This window comes from Nocardia sp. NPDC060255, from assembly GCF_042727395.1.
GTDB lineage: Bacteria > Actinomycetota > Actinomycetes > Mycobacteriales > Mycobacteriaceae > Nocardia.
Genome location: NZ_JBHXAU010000019.1, coordinates 165,370 through 186,934 on the forward strand (window position 1 = coordinate 165,370; position 21,565 = coordinate 186,934).

Sequence of the window (21,565 nt, forward strand, 5' to 3'; positions counted from 1 at the left end):
GGATCGCGTTCGGCTCCAGCATGACCCAGTGCCCGGGCGATGTCTGCGATTCGCCGACTCATGCGCCGCAACCGGTCGAGCAGCCCGCGGCCGCGACCGGTTCCGGCGCGGGCGCGCCGATGCGGGGCAGTCCGAGGCCGACGCCGATCGGTTCGGTCTTCGGCGTGACGCCCCGTTCGTGCGCGTCACCGGCCGCGGTGCGGCGATGCGACTTGATCGGCGAGTCGGCGATCAGGTGATGCGGTGCCGCCTCGGTGATATCGACGGTGACGAGGTCGCCGGGGCGGATCGACTCCGGTGTGCCGCCCGGCCGGAAATGCACCAGCCTGCCGTCGCGGGCCCGGCCGCTCATCCGCGCGGTGGCGGCGTTCTTCTTGCCCGCGCCGTCGGCGACCAGCAGTTCGACCTCGGTGCCGATGAGCTCCCGGTTCGCGTCGAGCGAGACTTCCTCCTGCAACGCGATGAGCCGCATATACCGTTCCTGCACAACGGCTTTCGGCAGCTGATCGGGCATATCGGCGGCCGGGGTGCCGGGCCGCTTGGAGTACTGGAAGGTGTAGGCGCTGGTGAATCGCGCCTGCCGCACCACGTCCAGGGTCTCCTGGAAGTCCTCCTCGGTCTCCCCCGGGAACCCGACGATGATGTCGGTGGTGATCGCGGCGTGCGGCATCACCGCGCGCACCTTCTCGATGATGCCGAGGTAGCGCGCCTTGCGGTAGGACCGGCGCATCGACTTGAGCACCTTGTCCGAACCGGACTGCAGCGGCATGTGCAACTGCGGGCAGATGTTCGGCGTCTCGGCCATCGCCTCGATCACGTCGTCGGTGAATTCGGCCGGGTGCGGCGAGGTGAAGCGCACTCGCTCCAGTCCATCGATGTTTCCGCACGCGCGCAGCAGCTTGGCGAACGCGCCGCGATCGCGGGCCTCGTCCGGATCGGCGAACGAGGCGCCGTAGGCATTCACGTTCTGCCCGAGCAGCGTCACCTCCAGCACGCCCTGGTCGACCAGCGCCTGCACCTCGGCGAGCACGTCGCCGGGGCGGCGGTCGACCTCCTTGCCGCGCAGCGACGGAACGATACAGAAGGTGCAGGTGTTGTTGCAGCCCACCGAGATCGACACCCAGCCCGAGTACGCGGACTCGCGCTTGGCGGGCAGGCTCGACGGGAACGCCTCCAGCGACTCCAGGATCTCCACCTGCGCCTCGGCATTGTGCCGCGCGCGTTCCAGCAGGACGGGCAGCGAGCCGATGTTGTGTGTGCCGAACACCACATCCACCCACGGCGCCTTGCGCACGACCGTGCCGCGGTCCTTCTGTGCCAGGCAGCCGCCGACGGCGATCTGCATGCCGGGCTGGTCGGCCTTGATCGACGCCAGATGGCCGAGGGTGCCGTAGAGCTTGTTGTCGGCGTTCTCGCGCACCGCGCAGGTGTTGAGCACGACCAGGTCGGCCGTCGCGCCGGGCGCGGCCTTCACGTACCCCGCGTCCTCCAGGAGTCCGGACAAGCGTTCGGAATCGTGCACGTTCATCTGGCAGCCGAAGGTGCGGACCTCATAGCTGCGGGTGCCTTCAGAGGCGAGGTGGGTGGGAGTCAACACTGCCTGTCCGATCGATTCCACGGGTCCAGGGTACGGGCACGCCCAACCCCAATTTTGGGGGCATGCAATTTGCGAATGCGCCGTCAAGCGACGGCGCGTTAGCCGTCGGCCCGCTCCCTCGCGGCAGTGGCCTTGCTCACTCACACAGCCCCTGATCAGGCACTGCGCGACGGCGGCGGGCTCGCCCACGGCCGCGAAACCGGCGATCCGGACGAACCGGTCGATCCGGTTAACGTGACGTGTCACGGCGGCGTGCCAAAACGGTGTGTCGCGGAAACTCGGGCAAATCCACATTTTGCCTTTACAGTCTTGGACCATGACCGACGACGCCGCCGCGCCCGATACAACCGGGAACGCTTCAACCGGGGACGCCAGCGCCGCCAGCGCGCCGATGATCTCGATGCGCAACGTGCAAAAGCACTTCGGTGAATTGCACGTGCTGCGGGACATCGACCTGGAAGTCCCCAAGGGACAGGTAGTCATTGTTCTGGGGCCCTCGGGCTCCGGGAAATCGACGCTGTGCCGCACCATCAACCGCCTCGAACCCATCGACTCCGGTGACATCGCCATCGACGGTGTCCCGCTGCCCGCCGAAGGCCGCGGCCTGGCCGCGCTGCGCGCCGACGTCGGCATGGTTTTCCAATCGTTCAACCTGTTCGCGCACAAGACGATCCTGGAGAACGTCATGCTCGCGCCGATGAAGGTCCGCAAGATCAAGAAGGACGCGGCGCGCACGCACGCCATGGAACTGCTCGACCGGGTCGGCATCGGCAACCAGGCCGACAAGTACCCGGCCCAGCTCTCCGGTGGCCAGCAGCAGCGCGTCGCCATCGCCCGCGCGCTGGCGATGAACCCCAAGGTGATGCTGTTCGACGAGCCGACCTCGGCCCTGGACCCGGAAATGGTCCAGGAGGTGCTCGACGTGATGGTCTCGCTGGCCAAGGACGGGATGACCATGCTGGTCGTCACCCACGAGATGGGCTTCGCCCGCCGCGCGGGCAACCGGGTCCTGTTCATGGCCGACGGCCAGGTGGTGGAGGACGCCGAACCCGAGGTGTTCTTCACCGCGCCGAAGTCCGAACGTGCCAAGGACTTCCTCGGCAAGATATTGAGCCACTGAACCATAGAGATCGACCCGCTGAGCTCGTGCCGAACCGAAGGACGGCCTCGTCCCACGGACACGGCCAGCAAACCCATGAGAGGGAGAAGGAAACTCGATGAGGATCAACCGTGCTCTGCGACTCGGAGTCGGCGCGATCGCGCTGACCGTCGTCGCCGCGACCGCCACCGCGTGCGGCGGCGGTGACAGCAAGTCCGCCCTGGATCACGCCAAGAACGGCAAGCTGACCATCGGTATCAAGTTCGACCAGCCGGGCATCGGCCTGCGCAACAAGGACGGCTCCTACAGCGGCTTCGACGTCGAGGTCGCCAAGCTGGTCGCGGGCAAGCTCGGGGTGAAGCCCGAGGGCATCACCTGGAAGGAATCGCCGTCCAGCCAGCGCGAGACGCTGATCGAGAACGGCCAGGTCGACTACATCGTGGCCAGCTACTCGATCACCGACGCGCGCAAGCAGAAGGTCGACTTCGCCGGCCCCTACTACGTTGCGGGACAGTCGTTCCTGGTGCGCTCCGACAACACCGACATCTCGACCCCGGAAACCCTCAAGGGCAAGAAGGTCTGCTCGGTGAAGGGCTCCACGCCGGCGCAGAACATCGAGAAGAACTTCCCCGACACCCAGCTGCAGCAGAACGACACCTACTCGGTGTGCCTCGAGGGCCTGCGCGCCGGCTCGTGGGACGCCGTGACCACCGACGACATCATCCTGGCCGGCTACGCCGCACAGAGCACGGGTGCGTTCAAGGTCGTCGGTAAGCCGTTCACCACGGAGAACTACGGCATCGGCCTCAAGAAGGGCGACAAGGAGCTCCGCGACAAGGTCAACGACGCGATCGAGGCGATCTTCGCCGACGGTTCCTGGAAGAAGGCCTTCGACGCGTCCGTCGGCGGCTCGGGATACCAGGCGCCGGAACCGCCGAAGGTCAACCGGTACTGAGTTTTCACCCCGCACGGGTGGCCTGCTCCCACGGATCAGGCCACCCGCCGCACTCTTCCCCCTGACAATCGAGACCCGATGGGAGGGACACGTACGCCGTGTTCGACCTGATCTCGAGGTATGACGACAAAATCCTCGACGCCTTCTGGGTGACCATCAAACTGACCGTCCTCTCGGCGGTCGGCGCGCTGATCCTGGGCACCATCGTCGCTGCGCTGCGTGTGTCCCCAGTACCGATCGCCCGCGCGGTCGGCACCGCCTACGTCACCATCTTCCGCAACACCCCGCTCACCCTGATCATCCTGTTCATGTCGCTCGGTCTGTACACCACGATGGGCTGGCACCTCGCGGCCGATGGTCCGGACTCGGTGGCGAACAACAACTTCCGCTACGCCATCCTCGGATTCAGCATCTATACCGGCGCTTTCGTCTGTGAGTCGCTGCGGTCCGGTATCAACACGGTGGCCATGGGCCAGTCCGAGGCGGGCCGTTCACTCGGCCTGACCTTCACCCAGAATCTGCGGCTCATCGTGCTGCCGCAGGCCTTCCGTACGGTCATCGCACCGCTGGGCAGCGTGCTGATCGCGCTGACCAAGAACACCACGATCGCCTCCGCCATCGGCGTCATCGAAGCTGCCAGCCTGATGGCCGAAGTCAACGAGAACGAGGCAGCCGTCATCGCCGTCGGTGCCATCTTCGCGCTCGGCTTCGTCATCCTGACCCTGCCGACCGGGCTGCTCTTCGGCTGGCTCGCCAAACGATACGAGGTGGCCCGATGACTACCGCGCCTTCGGTTCTCTTCGACGCGCCCGGCCCCAAGGGACGCGTTCGGCACCGCATCTACTCGGTGGTCGTCGTCGTCGCGGTGGCGGCGTTCCTCTGGGTGCTCTACCGCGGGTTCGCCAGCCACGACCAGTTCACGGCCGCCAAGTGGAAGCCGTTCACCGACCTCGAGGTCTGGCAGACGTATCTGCTGCCCGGTTTGAAGGGCACCGTCGTCGCGGCCCTGCTGTCGATCGTGTTCGCGCTGGTCATCGGCATGATCTTCGGCATCCTGCGACTGTCCGAACATCGGGTGGTGCGCTGGGTCGCCGGCGCGATCGTCGAGGTGGCCCGTGCCATCCCAGTGCTGATCCTGATGATCTTCCTGTTCGCGCTGTTCTCCCAGAAGCAGCTGTTCCCGTCCGATCAACTGGCGCTCGCCGCGGTCGTGATCGCGTTGACCATCTACAACGGGTCGGTCATCGCCGAAATCGTGCGCGCGGGTATCCGTTCGCTGCCGAAGGGGCAGTCCGAGGCGGCGGTCGCGCTCGGCATGCGCAAGAACCAGCTGATGCGGTTGATCCTGCTGCCGCAGGCGATCACCGCCATGCTGCCCGCGCTGGTCTCGCAGATGGTTGTCGCGCTGAAGGATTCGGCGCTCGGCTATCAGATCACCTATGTCGAGATCGTACGCTCCAGCCAGCAACTCGGTGCGGCGCAACAGAACACGATCCCGTCGCTGATCGTGGTCGCGATCGTCATGATCATCTTGAACAGTGCGCTGACGTTCACCGCGACCAAGCTGGAACAGCGGCTGCGCACCCGCAAGAAGGGCAAGGTCGCCGTGCTCACGGCCGAGTCGATCCTCACCGATGCCGCGCCGGGAATGGACCTCACCAAAAAGTAGTCGATCAAGCACCGCCAGACGGTGCGCTGGACGCGGTAACCCGCTCCAGCGCACCGTCTTTCGTATTCGCGAGGGCGCCTCCAGCGCACCGGTTTGCCCGCCGCGCACGAAACTGCCAGCGGATTCATACGCGGGTCGAGAATCTGTGCGCGGGATCTGCGGGGTTCGGGGCGTAGATATTGGGGGCGCGTACTTGGTCGGTGCGGCGGGCTACGATCGCGGGCGTGCGGATGGGGCGACGGGTTTCCGGGTTCGTGGCGTTTGCTGTGCTGTTGGCCGTGGTGTTGCTGACCGCGTGGGATCAACAGCCGCATGGGCATCGCTCCGCGGACGCGCCGGCCGATGTTTTCAGCGCTGAGCGTGCGTTTCGGGTGGTGCAGGAGATCGCGCAGCGGCCGCATCCGATCGGTACGGCGGACCATGATCTGGTTCGAGACCATCTTGTCGGGGAGTTGCGCAAGCTCGGGGTGGATACCGAGATTCAAGAAGGGGTGGGGCGGTACCCGACCGGGCTGCAGCGGGACGTGCTCGGGATGGGGCGGGTCGCCAACATCGTCGCTCGGATACCGGGGACGAATTCGACCGGAACGGTTTTCCTGACGGCGCACTATGATTCCGTCGCCTCCGGGCCCGGCGCGAACGACGACGGGGCCGGGGTCGCGGCGGCGCTGGAAAGTGTGCGTGCGCTGCGGGCCGGCGGCACCGCGTTGCGTAACGACGTTGTTGTGCTGCTGACCGATGGGGAGGAGGCCGGGCTGCTCGGCGCGGAAGCGTTCGTCGCGGCGAGTAACGGTCGAAATACCGGTGTGGTCATCAACAATGAGGCGCGCGGGGCGGGCGGCCCGGTGTTGTTGTGGCGCACCACCCATCCCGACGGCGCGCTGATCGACGCCGTCGAGCACGTCGCGCCGCATCCGAACACCGACTCGTTGACCACGACGCTGGCCGGTGCGCAGACCGGCAGCAACACCGACTTCACCTCGTTCAAGCCGGCCGGGCTGCGCGTGCTGGACTGGGCGTTCGCCGGTCGAAGTGCGTACTACCACAATCGCTATGACGACCCGGCGCACGTGGACCTGGCGACGGTGCAGCAGATGGGCGACAACAGCCTCGCGTTGATCGAGGAGTTCGGCGGCAAGGATCTCACCGCCGCGGACGACACCGATCGCACGTACTTCCAGTTGCCGTTCGGTCTGCTTGTGGTGCTGCCGTTCTGGGTGATCATCGCGCTGGCGGCGGTCACCGTCGTCGGTGTGGCGTGGCTGTGCTGGCAGCTCCGGCGGGCGGGCGAGACCAGTGTGCGGCGGATACTCGGTGCTGCCGCTACCGCTTTCGTCGCGGCGCCGCTGGCGACCGGCGCGGTGTACGGGCTGTGGGAAGTGGTGCAGGTCATTCGGCCGGAGTACCGGCCGCTGATCGGCGACCCGTATCGGCCCGAGTTCTACTACGTGGCGATCCTCGTGCTGTCCGCGGCGGTGCTCGTCGCTTGGTATGCCATCGCGCGACGCCTGTTCGGCACCACCGCCGCGGTGGCCGGGCTGCTGTGCTGCCTGGCGTTGCTGGGCGGGGTGCTCGCGATCCTCGCGCCCGCCACCGCACACGTACTGGTGGTGCCCACCCTCGGCGCGACGCTGGGGGTGGCGGCCACCTTCGCGGTGCCCGAACGCTGGCGGCTGCCAGTGCTCACCGTCTTCCTCGTCCCGGCGGCGATATTTGTCGGCAGCGCAACATGGCCCGCGTTGCAGACCGGCATCACCACGGCCCCGTTCCTGGTCGCGCCTGCGGTGGTGTTGCTCGGCGGGCTGCTGCTGCTCACCCTCACTCAGGCGTGGCCGGATCGGCGCGGCTGGGCGATTCCGTCGGCCGCGTTCGTCCTCGCGCTGGTGCTCGCGGCCACCGGGCTGGCGGTGGACCGCTTCGACGATCAGCATCCGCTGCCGTCGCAGCTCATCTACGCGCTCGACGCCGACCGGAACGAGGCGCTGTGGCTCTCGCGCGAGACTCCCGATCGCTGGACCCGCCACCTCGTCAACGACACCGAGCCCGGTCAGCGATTCGCCCAGCTCTGGCCGACCATCGTCGCGAGCGGCCTCGCGCCTGCCGAGAAACTCTCGCCGCCGACCGCCCAAATCCTCTCCGACACAACAGAATCCGGACAACGCACCGTCCAGCTCCGGCTCCGTTCCCACCGCGGCGCGACCAGCATCGCCCTGCGCTACGAGAACGCGCCCACCTCGCTGCGGGTGGCGGGCCGCGACGTGACGCCGGTGCCGAAAACTGGCTTCCAGTTCTACGCACCCGCTGCTGACGGCATCGACGTCCAGGTGGTCGCACCGGCCGGACCCTTGTCGCTGCAACTGGTGGACTACACCTGGCTCCCCGACTCCGGCATCCCGTCCTTCCGAAATCCCCCGGCCGACATCTTCTTCCGCCAGGACAGTCTGGGCGCCGTCTTCGTCACGATCCCTGGACTGTGACCGCTATCCGTCCAGTTCACTCAGCACCTGCAGGATGAGTCCTCGTGCGTCGCGGCCGTAGACGGCCGCGCCCTTGAGCACCTCGAACATGCGCGCATACATCGCGCACTCGGCGGGCTGGGTGACCTGAATGCCCGCGGTCGGCGTTTCCAGGGCGACCATGGCGTCGTCGAAGATCCAGAAGCCGGTGGAACCGACCGCCTCGCGTTCGATCATCAGGGGAATGATGCCGAGCGAGATGTTCGGCATCGACATCAGCTCCAGCAGCCGACCCAGCTGTCCCACTTGAACTTCCGCCGTGCCGAACCAGGTGCGCAGCGCCTGCTCCTCGAGCACGGCCACGAACCGTTTGCCGCCGCGATGCAGGACGCGTTGCCGCTCCATCCGCACGGCGACGGCTTCCTCGATGTCGTTGGGGGTGTCGAGAAAGCGGATCCAGAACGACAGCATGGCCGCGGTGTACTCCGCCGTCTGGAACAGTCCCGGAATGACGTTGTGTTCGTAGATGCGGAACACCTTCGTCGCCTGGTACCGCTCGGGTGTGTGGGCGCCGAGCACCCGCTTCATGCCCGCCCGGCTCTGCCGCCGGTATTCCAGGTAGGCCGAGTCGACCGCGCGCAGGGTAGCGACCAGGTCGAGTTCCTGATCGACGGCGGCGCAGACCTGGCACCAGGCGCGGATGTCGCGATCGGTCGGGAACTGCACACCGTTCTCGATCTTGGAGACCCGAGTGAAATGTTGACCAGTCTCTGCGCCGAGCTGACGAATCGTGATACCGGCGGCTTTGCGGATCTCCCGCAGCCGACTGCCGAGGGCCCGTCGGGCCTCCTGCGCGGAACTAGCTGGGCCGGTAGTCACGGTGCGGTATGGACAGCCGCCACACGGCCTCGAAGGCGGTGCGGCACAGCTGAATATCGTGCGGATCGACGGAGGTGACCTGGTCGGTGGCCACGCCGCTGCCCGCGTAGTGGAGGAAGACCACGAGTCGGTTGTCCAGGAGGTAGAAGTCGTTGCCCGGGATGGCCACCGACGACGTCAAGCGCCGCGGCACCCAGCGAATGTCCTCGCCCGCCGCCACCATCGGCGCGGCGATGCTGTGGGACCAGCGCTGATAATCGCTCAGCGGTTCCGACACGATCCTGGCTCGGCGCACCGACCGGCCCGCCGACACATGGTCGCGGACCGTTGCGCACCAGTCCTGCAGCCAGACCAGGTCGTCGGGCTCGCCGGCGGTCCACTGTGCGATGTGTGGCAGCTCGACCGCCGTTCTATAGGTGTCCCGAGTCTCCAGATGCATTGACTCCACAACGAACTCGTCCAGTAATCGCTCGAACTCTTCATAGGCTATCGATGCCACGGTCCCCCTTCCTGAAGAACTGAATCATCCGGTCCGGGATCTCCACGCAGGTTTCGCCCTGCGGAATGTTCATGTGGGCCAGCGCCTCGGGGTCGGTCACTACCCATCCCTGCACGATCCACGAATCGCGGTCGGTGCGATACACCGTGGGCGAACCGTTCGGATTCGAGCCCGGATCCTCGCCGATAAAAGTCAGACGCATCGTTGACCCCTTGTCATGGGATGTTGCGAACTGTTGCCCCGAGCGTGTCGATTGTCGCGCCTTTCCGGACCGCGGGTCAAGGGAAAAGTACACCTGGGAACTACTGAATATGTATGCTGCGCAGTGGAATCCGCCAGCGCGGCCGAGCCGTGTAGCCGCACGGTGCATCACTCTCGCAACCTTTCGCAACATGCTATCCAACCGGCACTGGCCACTTCTAATCTCGGAGATTGCACGGAGACGAGCAACCGACGAGAGGGCAACTGGGGATGTGGGGACGGCCTACCGCGATCGGCTATCTGCGCCGCGATGTGTCGGGGATATCGCAGGTCTGGGACGAGACGCAGATCCGCAGTGTGGCAAAGAGACTCGGCTACGAACTGGCCAAGATCGTGGCCTTCGGCGCGCACACCGATGAGCCGGTGTCACAGCTACTGAACACAATCGCACGGGTACGCGCGGATGCCGTCGTCATCCCAACCCTCGCCCATCTGGCCGACGAGCTGGATATGGTGGTGCAAGTCTGCGACGTGATCACGGTGAACCCGGAAAACACCTACGCCCGCTGGGTCTTACCGACAGAACGCTGGCCCGCTCCCGGAGAGGCCAAGGCGGCAATGGTCCTCGACGACGCTGCGGAGGGGCAGCGGCCTGACGGCGTCGAATATCCGAACTGACGTCCAGTGAGGAAGTGACTTGCCGTTAGTCCTGGTCGAGGTCCGAGGTGTCGATTTCGGCTTGGGACAGTTCGGATTTCACCACGGTGAAGGCGGTGGACTGGTTGTAGCCGCGGCGGGCGAGCATGCCGACCAGGCGGCGGATGGTTTTGTCGCGGTCGAGGCCGGGTGGGATGCTGCGGAGTTTGCGGCGGACGAGGTCGCGGGCGCGGGATTCCTCGTCGTCGGAGCTGATGGCGTCGAGGGCGGGCGCGGCGTCGGCATCGGCGACACCTTTGCGGCGGAGTTCCTGGGCGAGCGCCTGTTTGCCCTTGCCGGAGAAGGTGTGCCGGGCGTGCACCCACTCTTCGGCGAAGGCGGCGTCGTCGATCAGGCCGACCTCGGTGAGCCGGTCGAGGGCCGGGTCGGTGATCTCGGGGCTGTAGCCCTTGGCCGCGAGGCGTTGCGCGAGTTCGGCGCGGCTGCGGGCGCGGACGGCGAGCAGGCGAAGACATGCCTCCTTCGCCTGCTCGACCGTCCCGCCTGGCGGGGTGAGCTCCGTAGAGCGGGCACCCCGCTCGGATCCGGCCGCCACCGGATCCGCCCATCGGCCTTCGGCATGTTCGGAGTCAGCCGACTGGGAGTCTGTGCGCCGGGACGACTTTCGTCGTCCGCGGCCGGACCCAGTCGAACGCGCCCGCTGCGGATCGGACGCGCTCGACCGAGTTCCCAACGTGTCCGTTTCGGCCGAACCACCTTCGGCCGAACGAACTCGTCCGGGGTCCTGTTCGCCGGGCCAAGATCCAACCGGATCGGTGGCGGCACCAGAGGCGGACAGGAGTTCATGGAGCCGGCGGCGCATCTCCTGCACCGGCTCGGACCGCGACTCGTCGGGCGCGGTCCGGCGCGGTGGGGACTGGCGTCGGCTGTTCATCGGATCAGAAATCGGCGGGGACCTCGGCGGCAGCCGCATCCGCGGTCACATCGGCGCCGATGCCGAGCTTCTCCTTGATCTTCTTCTCGATCTCGTTGCAGATGTCGACGTTCTCCAGCAGGAACTTGCGGGCGTTCTCCTTGCCCTGGCCGAGCTGATCGCCCTCGTAGGTGTACCAGGAGCCGGACTTACGCACGAAGCCGTGCTCGACCCCCATGTCGATGAGCGAGCCCTCCTTGGAGATGCCGTGGCCGTAGAGGATGTCGAACTCGGCCTGCTTGAACGGCGGGCTGACCTTGTTCTTCACGACCTTCACCCGGGTACGGTTGCCGACCGCGTCGGTGCCGTCCTTGAGCGTCTCGATGCGGCGCACGTCGAGGCGGACCGAGGCGTAGAACTTCAACGCCTTGCCGCCCGTGGTGGTCTCGGGAGAACCGAACATCACGCCGATCTTCTCGCGCAGCTGGTTGATGAAGATGGCGGTGGTGTTGGAGTTGCTGAGCGCGCCGGTCATCTTGCGCAGCGCCTGGCTCATCAGGCGGGCCTGCAGACCGACGTGGCTGTCACCCATTTCGCCCTCGATCTCGGCGCGCGGCACCAGGGCGGCCACCGAGTCGATGACGATGATGTCGATGGCGCCGGAGCGGACCAGCATGTCCGCGATTTCCAGCGCCTGCTCACCGGTATCCGGCTGCGAGACGAGCAGCGCGTCGGTGTCGACACCCAGCTTCTTGGCGTAATCGGGGTCGAGCGCGTGCTCGGCGTCGATGAACGCGGCGACACCGCCCGCGGCCTGCGCGTTGGCCACCGCGTGCAGCGCGACGGTGGTCTTACCCGAGGATTCCGGGCCGTAGACCTCGACGATGCGGCCGCGCGGCAGGCCGCCGATGCCCAGCGCCACGTCCAGCGCGATGGAGCCGGTCGGGATCACCGCGAGGGGCTGACGTACCTCATCACCGAGACGCATGACCGCGCCCTTGCCGAAGTTCTTCTCCACCTGAGCAAGAGCGAGTTCGAGAGCCTTGTCGCGGTCGTACGCCTGTGGTGCCATGTCTTGATCCCCTTTTCGACGGGTAAGTCTCTGCTGTGGTTGGCGCCAACATTAGAGGGCGGCACCGACAAGTTCTGGCGCCAAGATTAGACGAACACGTGTTCGAGTCAAGCGACGCGCCCACGAACACGCGCTCGAACTTCGCGGTCTCGGCAAACGCCGCGGGTCAGCGCACCAGCGACACCCGGTCGCTGTCGAGCAGCGTCTGTGCCTGCTTGAACACGCGCAGCGAGGGTGTCACCTCGAGGTCGGTGATGCCGTCCAACGCGCCGAGCCGTTCGGTGATGTAGCGATAGAGGTGGGGCGTGTCGCGGCAGAGGATCGACGCCATCATGTTGGTCGGGCCGGTGGTCGCGGCCACGAACACGATCTCGGGGTGGGTCGCCATCGCCCGGCCGACCGCGTCCAGATCGGCCGGGCGGACCCGCAGCCACAGCGCCCCGCGCACGGTGTGCCCCATCCGTTCGGTCGCGAAATCGAGGTCGAAATAGAGCACGCCGGACTGGGCGAGCTCGGTCATCCGCCGCGCGACTCGTGGTGCGGTCCAACCGGTTTCGGCCGCGATCTGCGCGTAGGGCGCGCGCCCGTCGCGGCCGAGCAACGCGAGCATCGCCTCGTCCTCGCGCGTCAGGTCCGGCGGTGTATCCGGTCCGGTACCCGCCAGTCTGGAACGCTGCGGACCCAGGTCGCGCAGCTGCTGGTCGGTGAAGAGGTGACTGAAGCGCGGCCATTCCTCGTCGGCCTCGAACCGGTGCATCACCTCGTGCGCGGTGACCTCACGCACCTGACTCGCCCGCGGCAGCGTGTGCAGCAGCAGCGCGTCGCGGCGTTCGAGGGAGCGCGGCCTGCTGACACAGGTCACCTCGGAACCGGTGGACAGCAGCGTGACCCAGCTCAAATCCGGGAATCTGGCCAATGATTCGGCCAGCCGCAGCGCTTTGTCCGGTGTCGACTTGATCCGCAGCACCCACCGCGCGTGCCCGAGCGGCACCGCGTTCACCTGCCCGGACACGTGCATGATGCCGCGCTCGCGCAGCGAACGGTAGCGCCGCGCGACAGTCTGCTCGGAGACGTCGAGGATGGCGCCGAGCTTGGCGAACGGGATCCGGGCGTCGTGCACCAGCGCGTGCAGGATCTGTCGATCCAGAACGTCCAGTGCGGAGGATTCCGAGACGATATCGTGCGGCATAGGAGGAATCTAACGTGATAGGTCGCCCGGCTATGGCGATACGTTCGATTGCCGCACGCTTGGCGTCGATATCGTTCGATTCCGCCGTGGAGGCCCCCTGTGAAGAAATGGCTCCCCCTGCTCGCCGCGTGCCTCGGCACGCTGATGCTCCTCATCGACGTCACCATCGTGAATGTCGCGCTGCCCGAGATCGCGACCGATCTGCACGCCGGGCTGTCCAACCTGCAATGGGTGGTCGACGGCTACGCGCTGGCCTTGGCGGCGCTGTTGCTCGTGCTCGGTTCGCTCGCCGATCGGGTCGGCGCGAAACGCGCCTATCTCGCCGGGCTCGTCCTGTTCGCGCTCGCCTCGCTCGGCTGCGGAATCGCCGACACCGCGTCGAATCTCATTGCGGGGCGGGTACTTCAGGGGATCGGCGGCGCGGCCATGTTCGCGACCACGCTATCACTGCTGCACTCGACCTACACCGGACGCGACCGCGGCATCGCCTTCGGCGTCTGGGGTGCGGTGTCCGGTGCGGCGGCGGGCATCGGGGTGGTGCTCGGCGGCGTGCTGACCGAGGCGTTGTCGTGGCGGTGGATCTTCTTCGTCAACCTGCCGATCGCGGTGCTGGCGATCGCGTTGACCGCCAGCGTGTTTCCCGCTTCGGTGCGGCGGGCGGACCGGGCCGTCGACGTGCCCGGGATGCTCGCCTTCGCCACCGCGGCGACCGCGCTCACCTACGGCGTCATCCGCGGCGGTGAGCACGGCTGGTCGGAGGGTCGCGCGGTCAGCGCGCTGGTACTGGGCGTCGTCGCGGTGGCGGTCTTCGCGGTCGTCGAATCCCGCAGTGCGGCACCGATGTTCCCCCTGGCGCTGCTGCGCAATCGCGACTTCGGGGCGACGCTGCTCGGGGCGAGCGGGCAGACGTTCGCAGCTTTCGCCAGCACTCCCCTGGTTTCGATCTGGTTGCAGCAGCAATTGCGGATGACGCCGCTGCACGCGGGATTGGCGATGCTGCCGATGGCCGCGACCGCGTTCCTGGTCGCCGGGGTGTTCGGCCGGTTGATGCACGACGCTCCCCCGAAGTGGACCATCGGCGCGGGACTGGTGCTGGTCGGCATCGGCACCGGACTGCTCACGTTGATCGACGCCGGATCATCCTGGCCGGCACTGATTCCCGGGCTCGTGGTGATCGGCGCGGGAATCGGCATCAACGCGCCCGCGCTCGTATCGGTGGGTATGGCGGCGGTGCCGCCGCACCAGGGTGGCACCGCGGCGGGAGCGGTGAATACGGCACGGCAGCTGGGGCTCGCGCTCGGAGTCGCGGTGCTGGGCACGGTATTCCGTGGGGTCGCGGGTGCGGACCAGGCTATGACATTGGCGCACTTCACAGCTGGGCTCGATGCGGCGTTCACGGTCGCCGCGGCCGTCGGCATCGTGTTCGGAGTGATCGCCTTCGTCTTGTTCCACCGCCAACGCCCCATCGTGACTTTGGACAACATCGAGCAGCAGGTCGTCGCCGCCTGATACGGGTTGCCCGACAACGGCGCCGTCCACCTCGGACGGCGCCGTCTCGGCTCACCACATCTAGGCCGCCCACCATGCACCCGCGCTCTGCCGCAGCGCATGGACTCTCGTGCCGCGCATGCATTCGCTGATGATCTCGTGCGCGCCAACATATTCGGTGCGCGCGGCCGGAGGCAGCCAGCCAACAGTCGCCCGGTCATGATCAACCGGGACATGGTGGCAGACTCACTCGCACTTTGCCGCCATCATGTCCCGTTGGGCGAGCTACTGCTGAGGTAAGGCCGAGTCGTCGCCGGAGGCGCGGGGGCCGAAGATGCGGCGGGCGGATTCGGGGATGGGGACGTCGTTGATGCTGGCCTCTCGGCGGGACATCAAACCGTCGGGAGCGAATTCCCACTGTTCGTTGCCGTAGCTGCGCCACCATTGGCCGGATTCGTCGTGCCATTCGTATTGGAAGCGCACCGCTATGCGGTTGCCTTCGAAGGCCCAGAGGTCCTTGCGGAGCGCGTAGCCGTTCTCCGAAGCCCATTTGCGGGTGAGGAATTCGATGATGGCGGGGCGGCCGGTGAAGAACTCGTCCCGGTTACGCCACACCGAGTCCGCGGTGTAGGCGGCGGCGACCTTCTCCGGATCGCGGGTGTTCCAGGCGTTTTCGGCGGCGAGCACCTTGACCTTGGCGGATTCGAGGTCGAAGGGTGGCAGTGGAGGTCGCACGAACGACTCCTTATCTTGAGGTAGCTCAGGGGTTGACCGGGGATAGTTCGGGTGGACCCCAGCGCAGCGGGCCCGCGCCGGGGCGTTCGATGACCTCGGTGATGGTGAAGTCGATCGAGCATTGCGCACCGGCGGCGAAAGTTTCTGGTGCCCAGGTCAACTCGGCTGTTCCGGTGAGCTGGAGGGTGCCGCCGGTGGCCCAGTCGGGGATGAGGATGCCACAGCGCGGGTTCACCTCGATGTTCCCGAGTGTCATGAACATCGAGTTGCCCCGGTAGTCGGGCCAGCGCAGCCGAGTCGGTGAAAGCACCTGCAGGAAGCCGGGATTGCCGCCGCGATGCGAGGCGTCGGCGTTGCCATGGGTGTCGGCGGTGGCGACGAAGAACGCGTCGGCCGCCGTGACAGTCGCCTGCTGGCGTGCATCGAGTTCGGTGCTGTGCCGCGGCAGTGGCGGCTCGACATCCGGCCGGTACGACTCGATGTGCCTGCGGGTGATGTACTTCGGGCAGTTCGCGTAGACCTGCTCGGTATCGATGAGCAAGCCGCCGCGCGCGGTGGTCGCGGTGCCGTTGATGCGCATCCGCCTGCGCCGCTGCGGTTGCAGGGCGATCATGCCGATTCGAGCGGGGTGAGTCAGCGCCTCCCGCAACGGATCTCCCGCGATAGGCCGTGTATCGACGGCGATAGTGTCCGCGTCGACGGCATGCACGAAGCCCGGCGGCCCGACCAGTTCGCTCGCCCACAGCCTGCCCGTGTCATCGGCGGCGGCGATCACCACCATGGGCTGCTCGGCCAGGAACGAGGCGGCAACAGCGGGGATGTCGGCGCGGATCGACCGGCCGACCCGATCGGCGATCTCCGCCTGACCCATCCGCTGCTGGACGGCGAGTTCACCGGAGTGGAAGGGCGGCATCGCAATACTCCTTCACGGAAATGCGCCGACGACGGCCGGCGCCGCCGGAACGTTCAACAACGCTGTGGCTCAGAAGAATCCACAGGTCGGCGCCTCGCCGCTGGGCGCAGGCGCGGATTCGGCGCCGGTCGGCGCGTAAACCTCCAGGCGGATGCCGTCGGGGTCGGTGAAGAAGATGCCGCCGGAGGCCGTGCCCTCGCCGTGCGCGACGACGCCGTCGTGGACGATGGGCACCGACTGTGCGCGCAGCGCCGCCTCGATCGCGCGCACCTGGTCGATGGTGTCGACCTGGAACGAAAGATGGTGCAGGCCAGGGGTTTCGGCGGAGAACGCACCCGCGCTCTGCTGCCACAGCGTCAGCGAGAGCTTGCCGCCCGCGCCGAGGAACGCCCATTTCCGGTCACCGTCGGTGCTCGCGGTGAGCTGCTCGAAACCCAGTGCGCGGCGGTAGAAATCGACCGAACGATCCAGGTCGGAGACGTTCAGGCCGATGTGCCCGGTGGCGAGTTGGGGTGCGGCGACCGTGGTCATGTAATCCTCCTCCAGCGGCAAACCGTCTTTATCGGTTTGACTGGTTAGACGATAACCACAGTCGGCAGGTCGAGTCAACCTGTAAACTATGCTTAACCGGTTAGAGAACCGGTAGTCGTCACGATCACCAGAAGGAGCTGGATACCCTCAGTCATGCACGATCCACGCCCCCACCTCGGCGAACCGCTGGCACTCGACCTGCTGGACACGCGGTGGAATCAGCACGGCCGGCCACAGGACCTGCTCACCGACGTGGCCGGTCTCACCGTGTGGCTGAACTCGGCCGGGCTGGCCGATCGCACGACCGCCGACCAGGCGACCCTCGACGCGCTCCTCGCCGCGCGCACCGCCATCTACGACGTGGTGCGGAGCGCCACGCATATTGCGCTGAACGAGGTCCTCGACCACGGCCGCATCCGGCGCACCCTCACCGACGCCGGACCCGAGAATGTCATCGACGTCCCCGATAGCACCTGGCTGCCCGCATGGTTGGCGGCCGACAACCTGCTGCACCTACTCGGCGAGGCACCGGACCGCATCCGCCAGTGCGCCCACCCCGACTGTGTGCTGTTCTTCTACGACACCTCGAAAAACGGCACCCGCCGCTGGCATTCGATGGCGACGTGCGGCAACCGCACCAAGGCGGCCCGCCACTACGCGAAGAAGCCTTGAGCCTCAGAACAATTCGTCGAGCAGGCGGTAGTACTCCAGGCGGCGGTGATCCGGTTCGGTGAGGCCGTACGCGGCGAAGAAGGCGGCCACCTCGCCCTCGTCGAAGTCGTCGCGCAGGTCGCGCACCGCAAGCGCGAGGTCGCGGTACCGGTCGGCCAAGCCGAGGGCGCCCACGTCGAGCAGGATCGCGCCTTCCAGCACGTTGGGTGGCGTGAAGTCGCCGTGCGCCACGACCAGGTCCTCGTGGTCGGGACGCTCGGCGAGCAGTTGCGCCAGTACGTTTCCCGGGCCGAGGTCCCGGTTTTCTTCCTCGAAGTCGTCCAGGTCGACCAAGCCCTCGATCACCTGGCGCCGCGCCTGGGTCAGCACGACGTCGAGGCGGCCGTCGAAGGGACACTCGGCGATCGGAATGCTGTGCAGCCTGCGCAGTAGCTCACCCATGACCGCGCCCACCGACGCCGCACCGGAACCTGCGGCGAGGCTCGAAGCGCCCGCATCGGCGAGCACCAGCACATCACCCTCGAACGCGACGATCTCCGGGAGCCGAATGCCCCGGTCGCGCAGCCAGTTCAGCCGCTCGTGTTCGGCAACAGCCTTCGGTCCCCGCTTGACCCAATAGGTTTCGTTGACGAACGCGACACCGCCGCTTCGCCCCTCGTGCTCGGCCGACCAGGTCGGCGCGGCACCGAGCAGCGCGGCGACCTTCGGCGGCAACGGAATCGGCAGCGCGGGCAGCCTTTCCAACGCGACCCGGGTGGATTCGATCAACTCCGAATCGCCCTCGGCCGCACGCAAGTCGAGCGCCTCACGCAGCAACGCATGGGCTTCGGTCAGCTGATCCTGTTCGGCGAGCGCCTTTCCGAGGTGTTGCACGGCGAACGACAGCACGTCCGGCGCGGCCACCCGCGCGTGCTCGACGGCCCGGCGGTACAGCGTCTCGGCGGTGGCGGCGTCGCCCTGATAGCGATAGACGTCACCGAGGTTGATCCACACCGTGATCCGGCGTTCCTCGGTGTCCACGAGTTCCAGCGCCCGGTCCAGCAGATCGAGCGCCTGGTCGTAGCGCCCGAGCAGCATCGCCTCGATCCCGGTCTGCCGGAATCCGGCGAAGTCGACCGGCTCGGCCTTCGCCAGCCGCGCCGCCAACCGCTGCGGATCGACCGGAATCATCCGCTCGCGATCGTCGAACCGATACAGCGGCCCGTCTTGGTCCACCGCCTGGCCGGGCACGCTCACCACCGCCCGCGCGGCACGTCGAACTCCGAGCAGAGCGCCCGCCAGACATCGCGCGGATCGACCCCCGCCTCGATGGCAGCGGAGCCCGTCCGCCCCAACGACGGGATCACGTGATCGGCCAGCAGGGCATCGCCGCGGGCCGACCCGAATTCGGTATGCAACAGCTCCTGGAACTCCGTCAATCGCACCGTGCCCAAGATACCCGCGCCGACCCGCGACCCCCACCTGCCCCGTTACTCGCCGACAGTGGCGGCGCGGAGCAGCTCCTGGATGACTTCCCAGCTGTTCCACTGGATCGGAGTTCCGCGACTGGCGTAGTGGCCGTTGGCGTTCTCGAGCTGGCTCAGCAACGCGGCGAGGTAGTCCGGGATCGAACGGTTGTCCCAGTTCGCCGGTGGGCCATCCGACCAGTCGTCGAGCAAGGCGCGGACGGTTGCGGCCAGCCGCTCCTCTTGCCGGATGGCCGGGGCCGATGGACATCCGGGGACGCCGCAGTCCTCGTCCGGATCCCCATCATTGAACGCGTCGTGCTCGAATTCATAGTGGAAGCAGACGTAGTGCATCTGCTCGAATACGTCGTAGTGGCTGCGGTTTACGCGGACGGGTCGCTTGCAACGACGGCACTCGAGGTCGGCCATGCTAACTCGCGCGGACGGTGTCGAGGACCTGATGGCACAGCTGGATCGGGTCGGCGACGTCCGCGGCCGTCGATGCTGCTGCCTTCGCGGCGGCGGCGAAGTGCGGAGTCGACAGGATCTCCAGGACTGCGGCGCGGACGGCAGCCGGAGTCAGCGGGCGGACGAGGAGTGAACTTCCTTGGCGCACTGCCCTGTTGGCGAGTTCCCATTGGTCACCGCCGCCAGGAATCGTGACGACGGGCACGGCGGCCGACAGTGACTTGGCGAGCAAGCCGTGACCGCCGCCACCGACGACTACCGAAGCGTGCGTGAGAAGTTCGTCCTGGCGGCCCAGACCCGCTGTCGCCCAAGGCGGCAGATCGGCCGGTGGGGTGTCGAGGGTCGAGATCGCCACGCGCACATCGGCGCCCGCGAGTGCGTCGAGGACCGTCTCCACCATGCCGGTCACGCCGGTGTGGGCGGTGGAGGGGGCGACCATCACCAACGGTGCGTCGCCCGGCGGGGGTGCCAGGATCGCATCGGTGGGTTCCCAGAAGAGCGGGCCGATGACGTGCGCGTTCTCGGGCCAGTCGGGTCGCGGCACCTCCAACGCGGGGAGGGTGGCGATCAGGCGGGCGGCGGGGCCCGGGTCGGTGGCGGGCAGTCCGACACCCTCGCGGGCATGTTCACGCTGACGCAGACCGTTGCGGATGTCGCGGGCGGTCATGGTGCGCAACACGTTGTCCCGCATCCGCCCGCGCAGCCCCTCGCCGGGGGCGAGGCCACTTCCGATGGGCGGCAAGGCTTTCGACGGTAGATACAGCGGGTGCGGGGACAGCTCGACCCACGGGACGCCGAGACGTTCCGCGGCCAAACCGCCACCGGCGGTGAGCACATCGGAGACGACCAGTTCCGGCAGCATGGCGCCGAGGTCGGGCAGGATCTCGGTGGAGATGTGCGCGGCGCGCTCGTGGATGCGCTGGCCCGCGTCGGTGTCGTCGTCGGCCGGGCGCGGGGCCAGGCCCTTCAGGCGACGGACGCCGATTCCGGCCTCGCGTGCGGCATCGAACCAGCGCGGGGCCGTGAACAGCACCGGCTCGTCACCGGCGGCCAGGAAACGCAAGCACAACGCGATGGCGGGAAACGCATGCCCGGGATCGGGTCCCGCGACTACGGCTACTCGCATCCGCATAGCGTGCCACACCGTCTTCCGGCCTGGTGGCATCCGTGTCCCGCGTCTTCACCTGCTCGACAGCAGAACTTCACGTGACCTCCACCGCAGGCGACGCTATGGTCTAGACCAATTGGTGTCGGAGAGTGGAGCGATCATGCTGGTGTCCACGGTGGACGAATTGATGGTGTTGCTGGCCAACGGCGAGGACGTGTGGGACATGCCGGATCGCAGCGGCGATCCGGTCGACATCCTCGACCACGATCGGCAGTGCGCGGAATTGCTGCGGCAGCGGTTTCCGCGGGATGAGGAGCTGCAGGTCGCCGGGCTGGTGCACGACATCGGTCATCAACTCGTCCCCGGTGATGACGCGGGTCACGGCAGGCATGGCGCGAACGCCATCCGCGAGCTGCTCGGCGCGCGCGTCGCCCGCTTGGTCGAGCTGCACGTGGTCGCGAAACGCTATCTGGCGGCCACGGATTCGGCACACACCGAGGGACTGTCCCCCTCCAGCCAGCGCACCTTGATCGCGCAGGGCGGCCCGATGAACACTGCCGAGATCGCCGAGTTCGAGATCGACCCTGACTTCGAGGCCGCCCTCGCCCTGCGCCGCGCCGATGACGCGGGCAAAGTTGTCGGCCTCACCGTTGCACCCCTCGACTCCTGGCTCCCGGTCCTCAGACGTGTCGCCAAGCAACCACTCGACCAAGATCGAAGGGAACTTGAACCGCCCCCACTTTCTGGCCGGCTTCATGGTTGAGTCATCACCGGCTGGGATGGCTGTTGTTGAGCGTAGTAGGCGGCTTCGCATTCGGCGGGTGGGACGTGCCCGAGCAGGCTGTGTAGCCGCCGATTGTTATACCAGTCGACCCATTCCATCGTCGCGTACTCGACATCCTCGATCGACCGCAACGGCCCGGCGAGAAACGGGCTCTCACGAGCCACGGCTTCGGTCTTGAACAACCCGATCGTCGACTCCGCCAACGCGTTGTCATAAGCGTCACCGACGCTGCCGA

Annotated in this window: 24 protein-coding genes; 9 read left to right on the forward strand and 15 right to left on the reverse strand. The window is 67.2% G+C overall.

The window, feature by feature from the left end; translation table 11 throughout:
• Positions 1-58 precede the first annotated feature (58 nt).
• Entirely contained in the window at positions 59-1,618 is a 1,560-nt protein-coding gene (gene miaB / locus ACFWF1_RS30210) for a tRNA (N6-isopentenyl adenosine(37)-C2)-methylthiotransferase MiaB (protein WP_379283755.1), read from the reverse strand.
• Between the two features lie 370 nt (positions 1,619-1,988).
• On the opposite strand from miaB, the gene ACFWF1_RS30215 reads away from it, so the two are divergent.
• The 5 genes from ACFWF1_RS30215 (at position 1,989) to ACFWF1_RS30235 (ending at position 7,797) form a co-directional block, all read left to right on the forward strand.
• Entirely contained in the window at positions 1,989-2,717 is a 729-nt protein-coding gene (locus tag ACFWF1_RS30215) for an amino acid ABC transporter ATP-binding protein (protein ID WP_357379363.1), read from the forward strand.
• A gap of 97 nt (positions 2,718-2,814) precedes the next feature.
• A complete protein-coding gene (locus tag ACFWF1_RS30220; protein WP_379283754.1) occupies positions 2,815-3,651 on the forward strand; it encodes a glutamate ABC transporter substrate-binding protein in 837 nt (278 codons plus the stop codon).
• Positions 3,652-3,749: 98 nt separating this feature from the next.
• Positions 3,750-4,430 carry an amino acid ABC transporter permease gene (locus tag ACFWF1_RS30225; RefSeq protein ID WP_379283752.1) on the forward strand — a complete coding sequence of 227 codons (681 nt, stop codon included), beginning with the start codon at positions 3,750-3,752 and terminating at the stop codon, positions 4,428-4,430.
• Entirely contained in the window at positions 4,427-5,320 is an 894-nt protein-coding gene (locus tag ACFWF1_RS30230; RefSeq protein ID WP_379283751.1) for an amino acid ABC transporter permease, read from the forward strand. The genes ACFWF1_RS30225 and ACFWF1_RS30230 overlap by 4 nt, the downstream gene beginning before the upstream one ends.
• Positions 5,321-5,550: 230 nt before the next feature.
• The gene (locus tag ACFWF1_RS30235) at positions 5,551-7,797 is read left to right on the forward strand and encodes a M20/M25/M40 family metallo-hydrolase (RefSeq protein ID WP_379283915.1); all 2,247 of its coding nucleotides are present in this window, start codon (positions 5,551-5,553) and stop codon (positions 7,795-7,797) included.
• A gap of 3 nt (positions 7,798-7,800) precedes the next feature.
• Here the strand turns inward: ACFWF1_RS30235 and ACFWF1_RS30240 are convergent, their stop codons facing one another.
• From ACFWF1_RS30240 to ACFWF1_RS30250, 3 genes are read right to left on the reverse strand one after another with little or no spacing between them, the layout of a single operon-like run.
• A complete protein-coding gene (locus ACFWF1_RS30240; protein WP_379283750.1) occupies positions 7,801-8,655 on the reverse strand; it encodes a helix-turn-helix domain-containing protein in 855 nt (284 codons plus the stop codon).
• Complete coding sequence (locus ACFWF1_RS30245) at positions 8,636-9,094, reverse strand: DUF6879 family protein (protein ID WP_379283914.1); 459 nt, start codon at positions 9,092-9,094, stop codon at positions 8,636-8,638. The genes ACFWF1_RS30240 and ACFWF1_RS30245 overlap by 20 nt, the downstream gene beginning before the upstream one ends.
• Positions 9,095-9,134: 40 nt before the next feature.
• Positions 9,135-9,356, reverse strand: coding sequence for a hypothetical protein (locus ACFWF1_RS30250; protein ID WP_135232271.1), 222 nt, complete (start codon positions 9,354-9,356; stop codon positions 9,135-9,137).
• Positions 9,357-9,625: 269 nt separating this feature from the next.
• Between ACFWF1_RS30250 and ACFWF1_RS30255 the strand changes: the two genes are divergently transcribed.
• Positions 9,626-10,033: a hypothetical protein gene (locus ACFWF1_RS30255; RefSeq protein ID WP_379283748.1), complete on the forward strand. Its 408-nt coding sequence runs from the start codon at positions 9,626-9,628 to the stop codon at positions 10,031-10,033.
• A gap of 25 nt (positions 10,034-10,058) precedes the next feature.
• Here the strand turns inward: ACFWF1_RS30255 and recX are convergent, their stop codons facing one another.
• From recX to ACFWF1_RS30270, 3 genes are all read right to left on the reverse strand, one after another.
• Positions 10,059-10,607: a recombination regulator RecX gene (recX, locus tag ACFWF1_RS30260; protein ID WP_379283746.1), complete on the reverse strand. Its 549-nt coding sequence runs from the start codon at positions 10,605-10,607 to the stop codon at positions 10,059-10,061.
• Positions 10,608-10,950: 343 nt separating this feature from the next.
• A complete protein-coding gene (gene recA, locus ACFWF1_RS30265) occupies positions 10,951-11,997 on the reverse strand; it encodes a recombinase RecA (protein ID WP_379283745.1) in 1,047 nt (348 codons plus the stop codon).
• Positions 11,998-12,163: 166 nt separating this feature from the next.
• Positions 12,164-13,186, reverse strand: a complete 1,023-nt coding sequence (locus ACFWF1_RS30270) for an Lrp/AsnC family transcriptional regulator (RefSeq protein WP_379283744.1) — start codon at positions 13,184-13,186, stop codon at positions 12,164-12,166.
• A 99-nt stretch (positions 13,187-13,285) separates the two neighbouring features.
• Between ACFWF1_RS30270 and ACFWF1_RS30275 the strand changes: the two genes are divergently transcribed.
• On the forward strand, positions 13,286-14,695 hold the full coding sequence (locus tag ACFWF1_RS30275; protein ID WP_379283742.1) for an MFS transporter: 1,410 nt from the start codon (positions 13,286-13,288) through the stop codon (positions 14,693-14,695).
• Between the two features lie 264 nt (positions 14,696-14,959).
• Here ACFWF1_RS30275 and ACFWF1_RS30280 read toward each other — a convergent pair whose 3' ends face one another.
• The 3 genes from ACFWF1_RS30280 to ACFWF1_RS30290 all read right to left on the reverse strand — a co-directional run bounded on the left by ACFWF1_RS30280 (position 14,960) and on the right by ACFWF1_RS30290 (position 16,853).
• On the reverse strand, positions 14,960-15,409 hold the full coding sequence (locus tag ACFWF1_RS30280; RefSeq protein WP_379283741.1) for a nuclear transport factor 2 family protein: 450 nt from the start codon (positions 15,407-15,409) through the stop codon (positions 14,960-14,962).
• Positions 15,410-15,434: 25 nt separating this feature from the next.
• Complete coding sequence (locus tag ACFWF1_RS30285; protein WP_379283740.1) at positions 15,435-16,322, reverse strand: pyridoxamine 5'-phosphate oxidase family protein; 888 nt, start codon at positions 16,320-16,322, stop codon at positions 15,435-15,437.
• A 69-nt stretch (positions 16,323-16,391) separates the two neighbouring features.
• Positions 16,392-16,853, reverse strand: a complete 462-nt coding sequence (locus ACFWF1_RS30290) for a VOC family protein (protein WP_379283738.1) — start codon at positions 16,851-16,853, stop codon at positions 16,392-16,394.
• A gap of 153 nt (positions 16,854-17,006) precedes the next feature.
• Here ACFWF1_RS30290 and ACFWF1_RS30295 point away from each other — a divergent pair, with 153 nt between their 5' ends.
• On the forward strand, positions 17,007-17,525 hold the full coding sequence (locus tag ACFWF1_RS30295) for a CGNR zinc finger domain-containing protein (RefSeq protein ID WP_379283737.1): 519 nt from the start codon (positions 17,007-17,009) through the stop codon (positions 17,523-17,525).
• 3 nt (positions 17,526-17,528) lie between these two features.
• Here the strand turns inward: ACFWF1_RS30295 and ACFWF1_RS30300 are convergent, their stop codons facing one another.
• From ACFWF1_RS30300 to ACFWF1_RS30315, 4 genes are read right to left on the reverse strand one after another with little or no spacing between them, the layout of a single operon-like run.
• Positions 17,529-18,755, reverse strand: a complete 1,227-nt coding sequence (locus ACFWF1_RS30300; RefSeq protein ID WP_379283736.1) for a phosphotransferase — start codon at positions 18,753-18,755, stop codon at positions 17,529-17,531.
• 2 nt (positions 18,756-18,757) lie between these two features.
• A complete protein-coding gene (locus ACFWF1_RS30305; RefSeq protein WP_357378747.1) occupies positions 18,758-18,949 on the reverse strand; it encodes a DUF3046 domain-containing protein in 192 nt (63 codons plus the stop codon).
• Positions 18,950-18,994: 45 nt separating this feature from the next.
• The gene (locus ACFWF1_RS30310; RefSeq protein ID WP_379283735.1) at positions 18,995-19,399 is read right to left on the reverse strand and encodes a hypothetical protein; all 405 of its coding nucleotides are present in this window, start codon (positions 19,397-19,399) and stop codon (positions 18,995-18,997) included.
• A 1-nt stretch (position 19,400) separates the two neighbouring features.
• Positions 19,401-20,564 carry a glycosyltransferase gene (locus ACFWF1_RS30315; RefSeq protein WP_379283734.1) on the reverse strand — a complete coding sequence of 388 codons (1,164 nt, stop codon included), beginning with the start codon at positions 20,562-20,564 and terminating at the stop codon, positions 19,401-19,403.
• A 142-nt stretch (positions 20,565-20,706) separates the two neighbouring features.
• Between ACFWF1_RS30315 and ACFWF1_RS30320 the strand changes: the two genes are divergently transcribed.
• Positions 20,707-21,309, forward strand: a complete 603-nt coding sequence (locus ACFWF1_RS30320) for an HD domain-containing protein (protein ID WP_379322235.1) — start codon at positions 20,707-20,709, stop codon at positions 21,307-21,309.
• On the opposite strand, the gene ACFWF1_RS30325 is transcribed toward ACFWF1_RS30320, so the two are convergent.
• The coding region (locus ACFWF1_RS30325; RefSeq protein ID WP_379322236.1) for an integrase core domain-containing protein at positions 21,300-21,565 on the reverse strand (266 nt) is incomplete at its 5' end. The two genes, ACFWF1_RS30320 and ACFWF1_RS30325, sit on opposite strands and share 10 nt — an antisense overlap.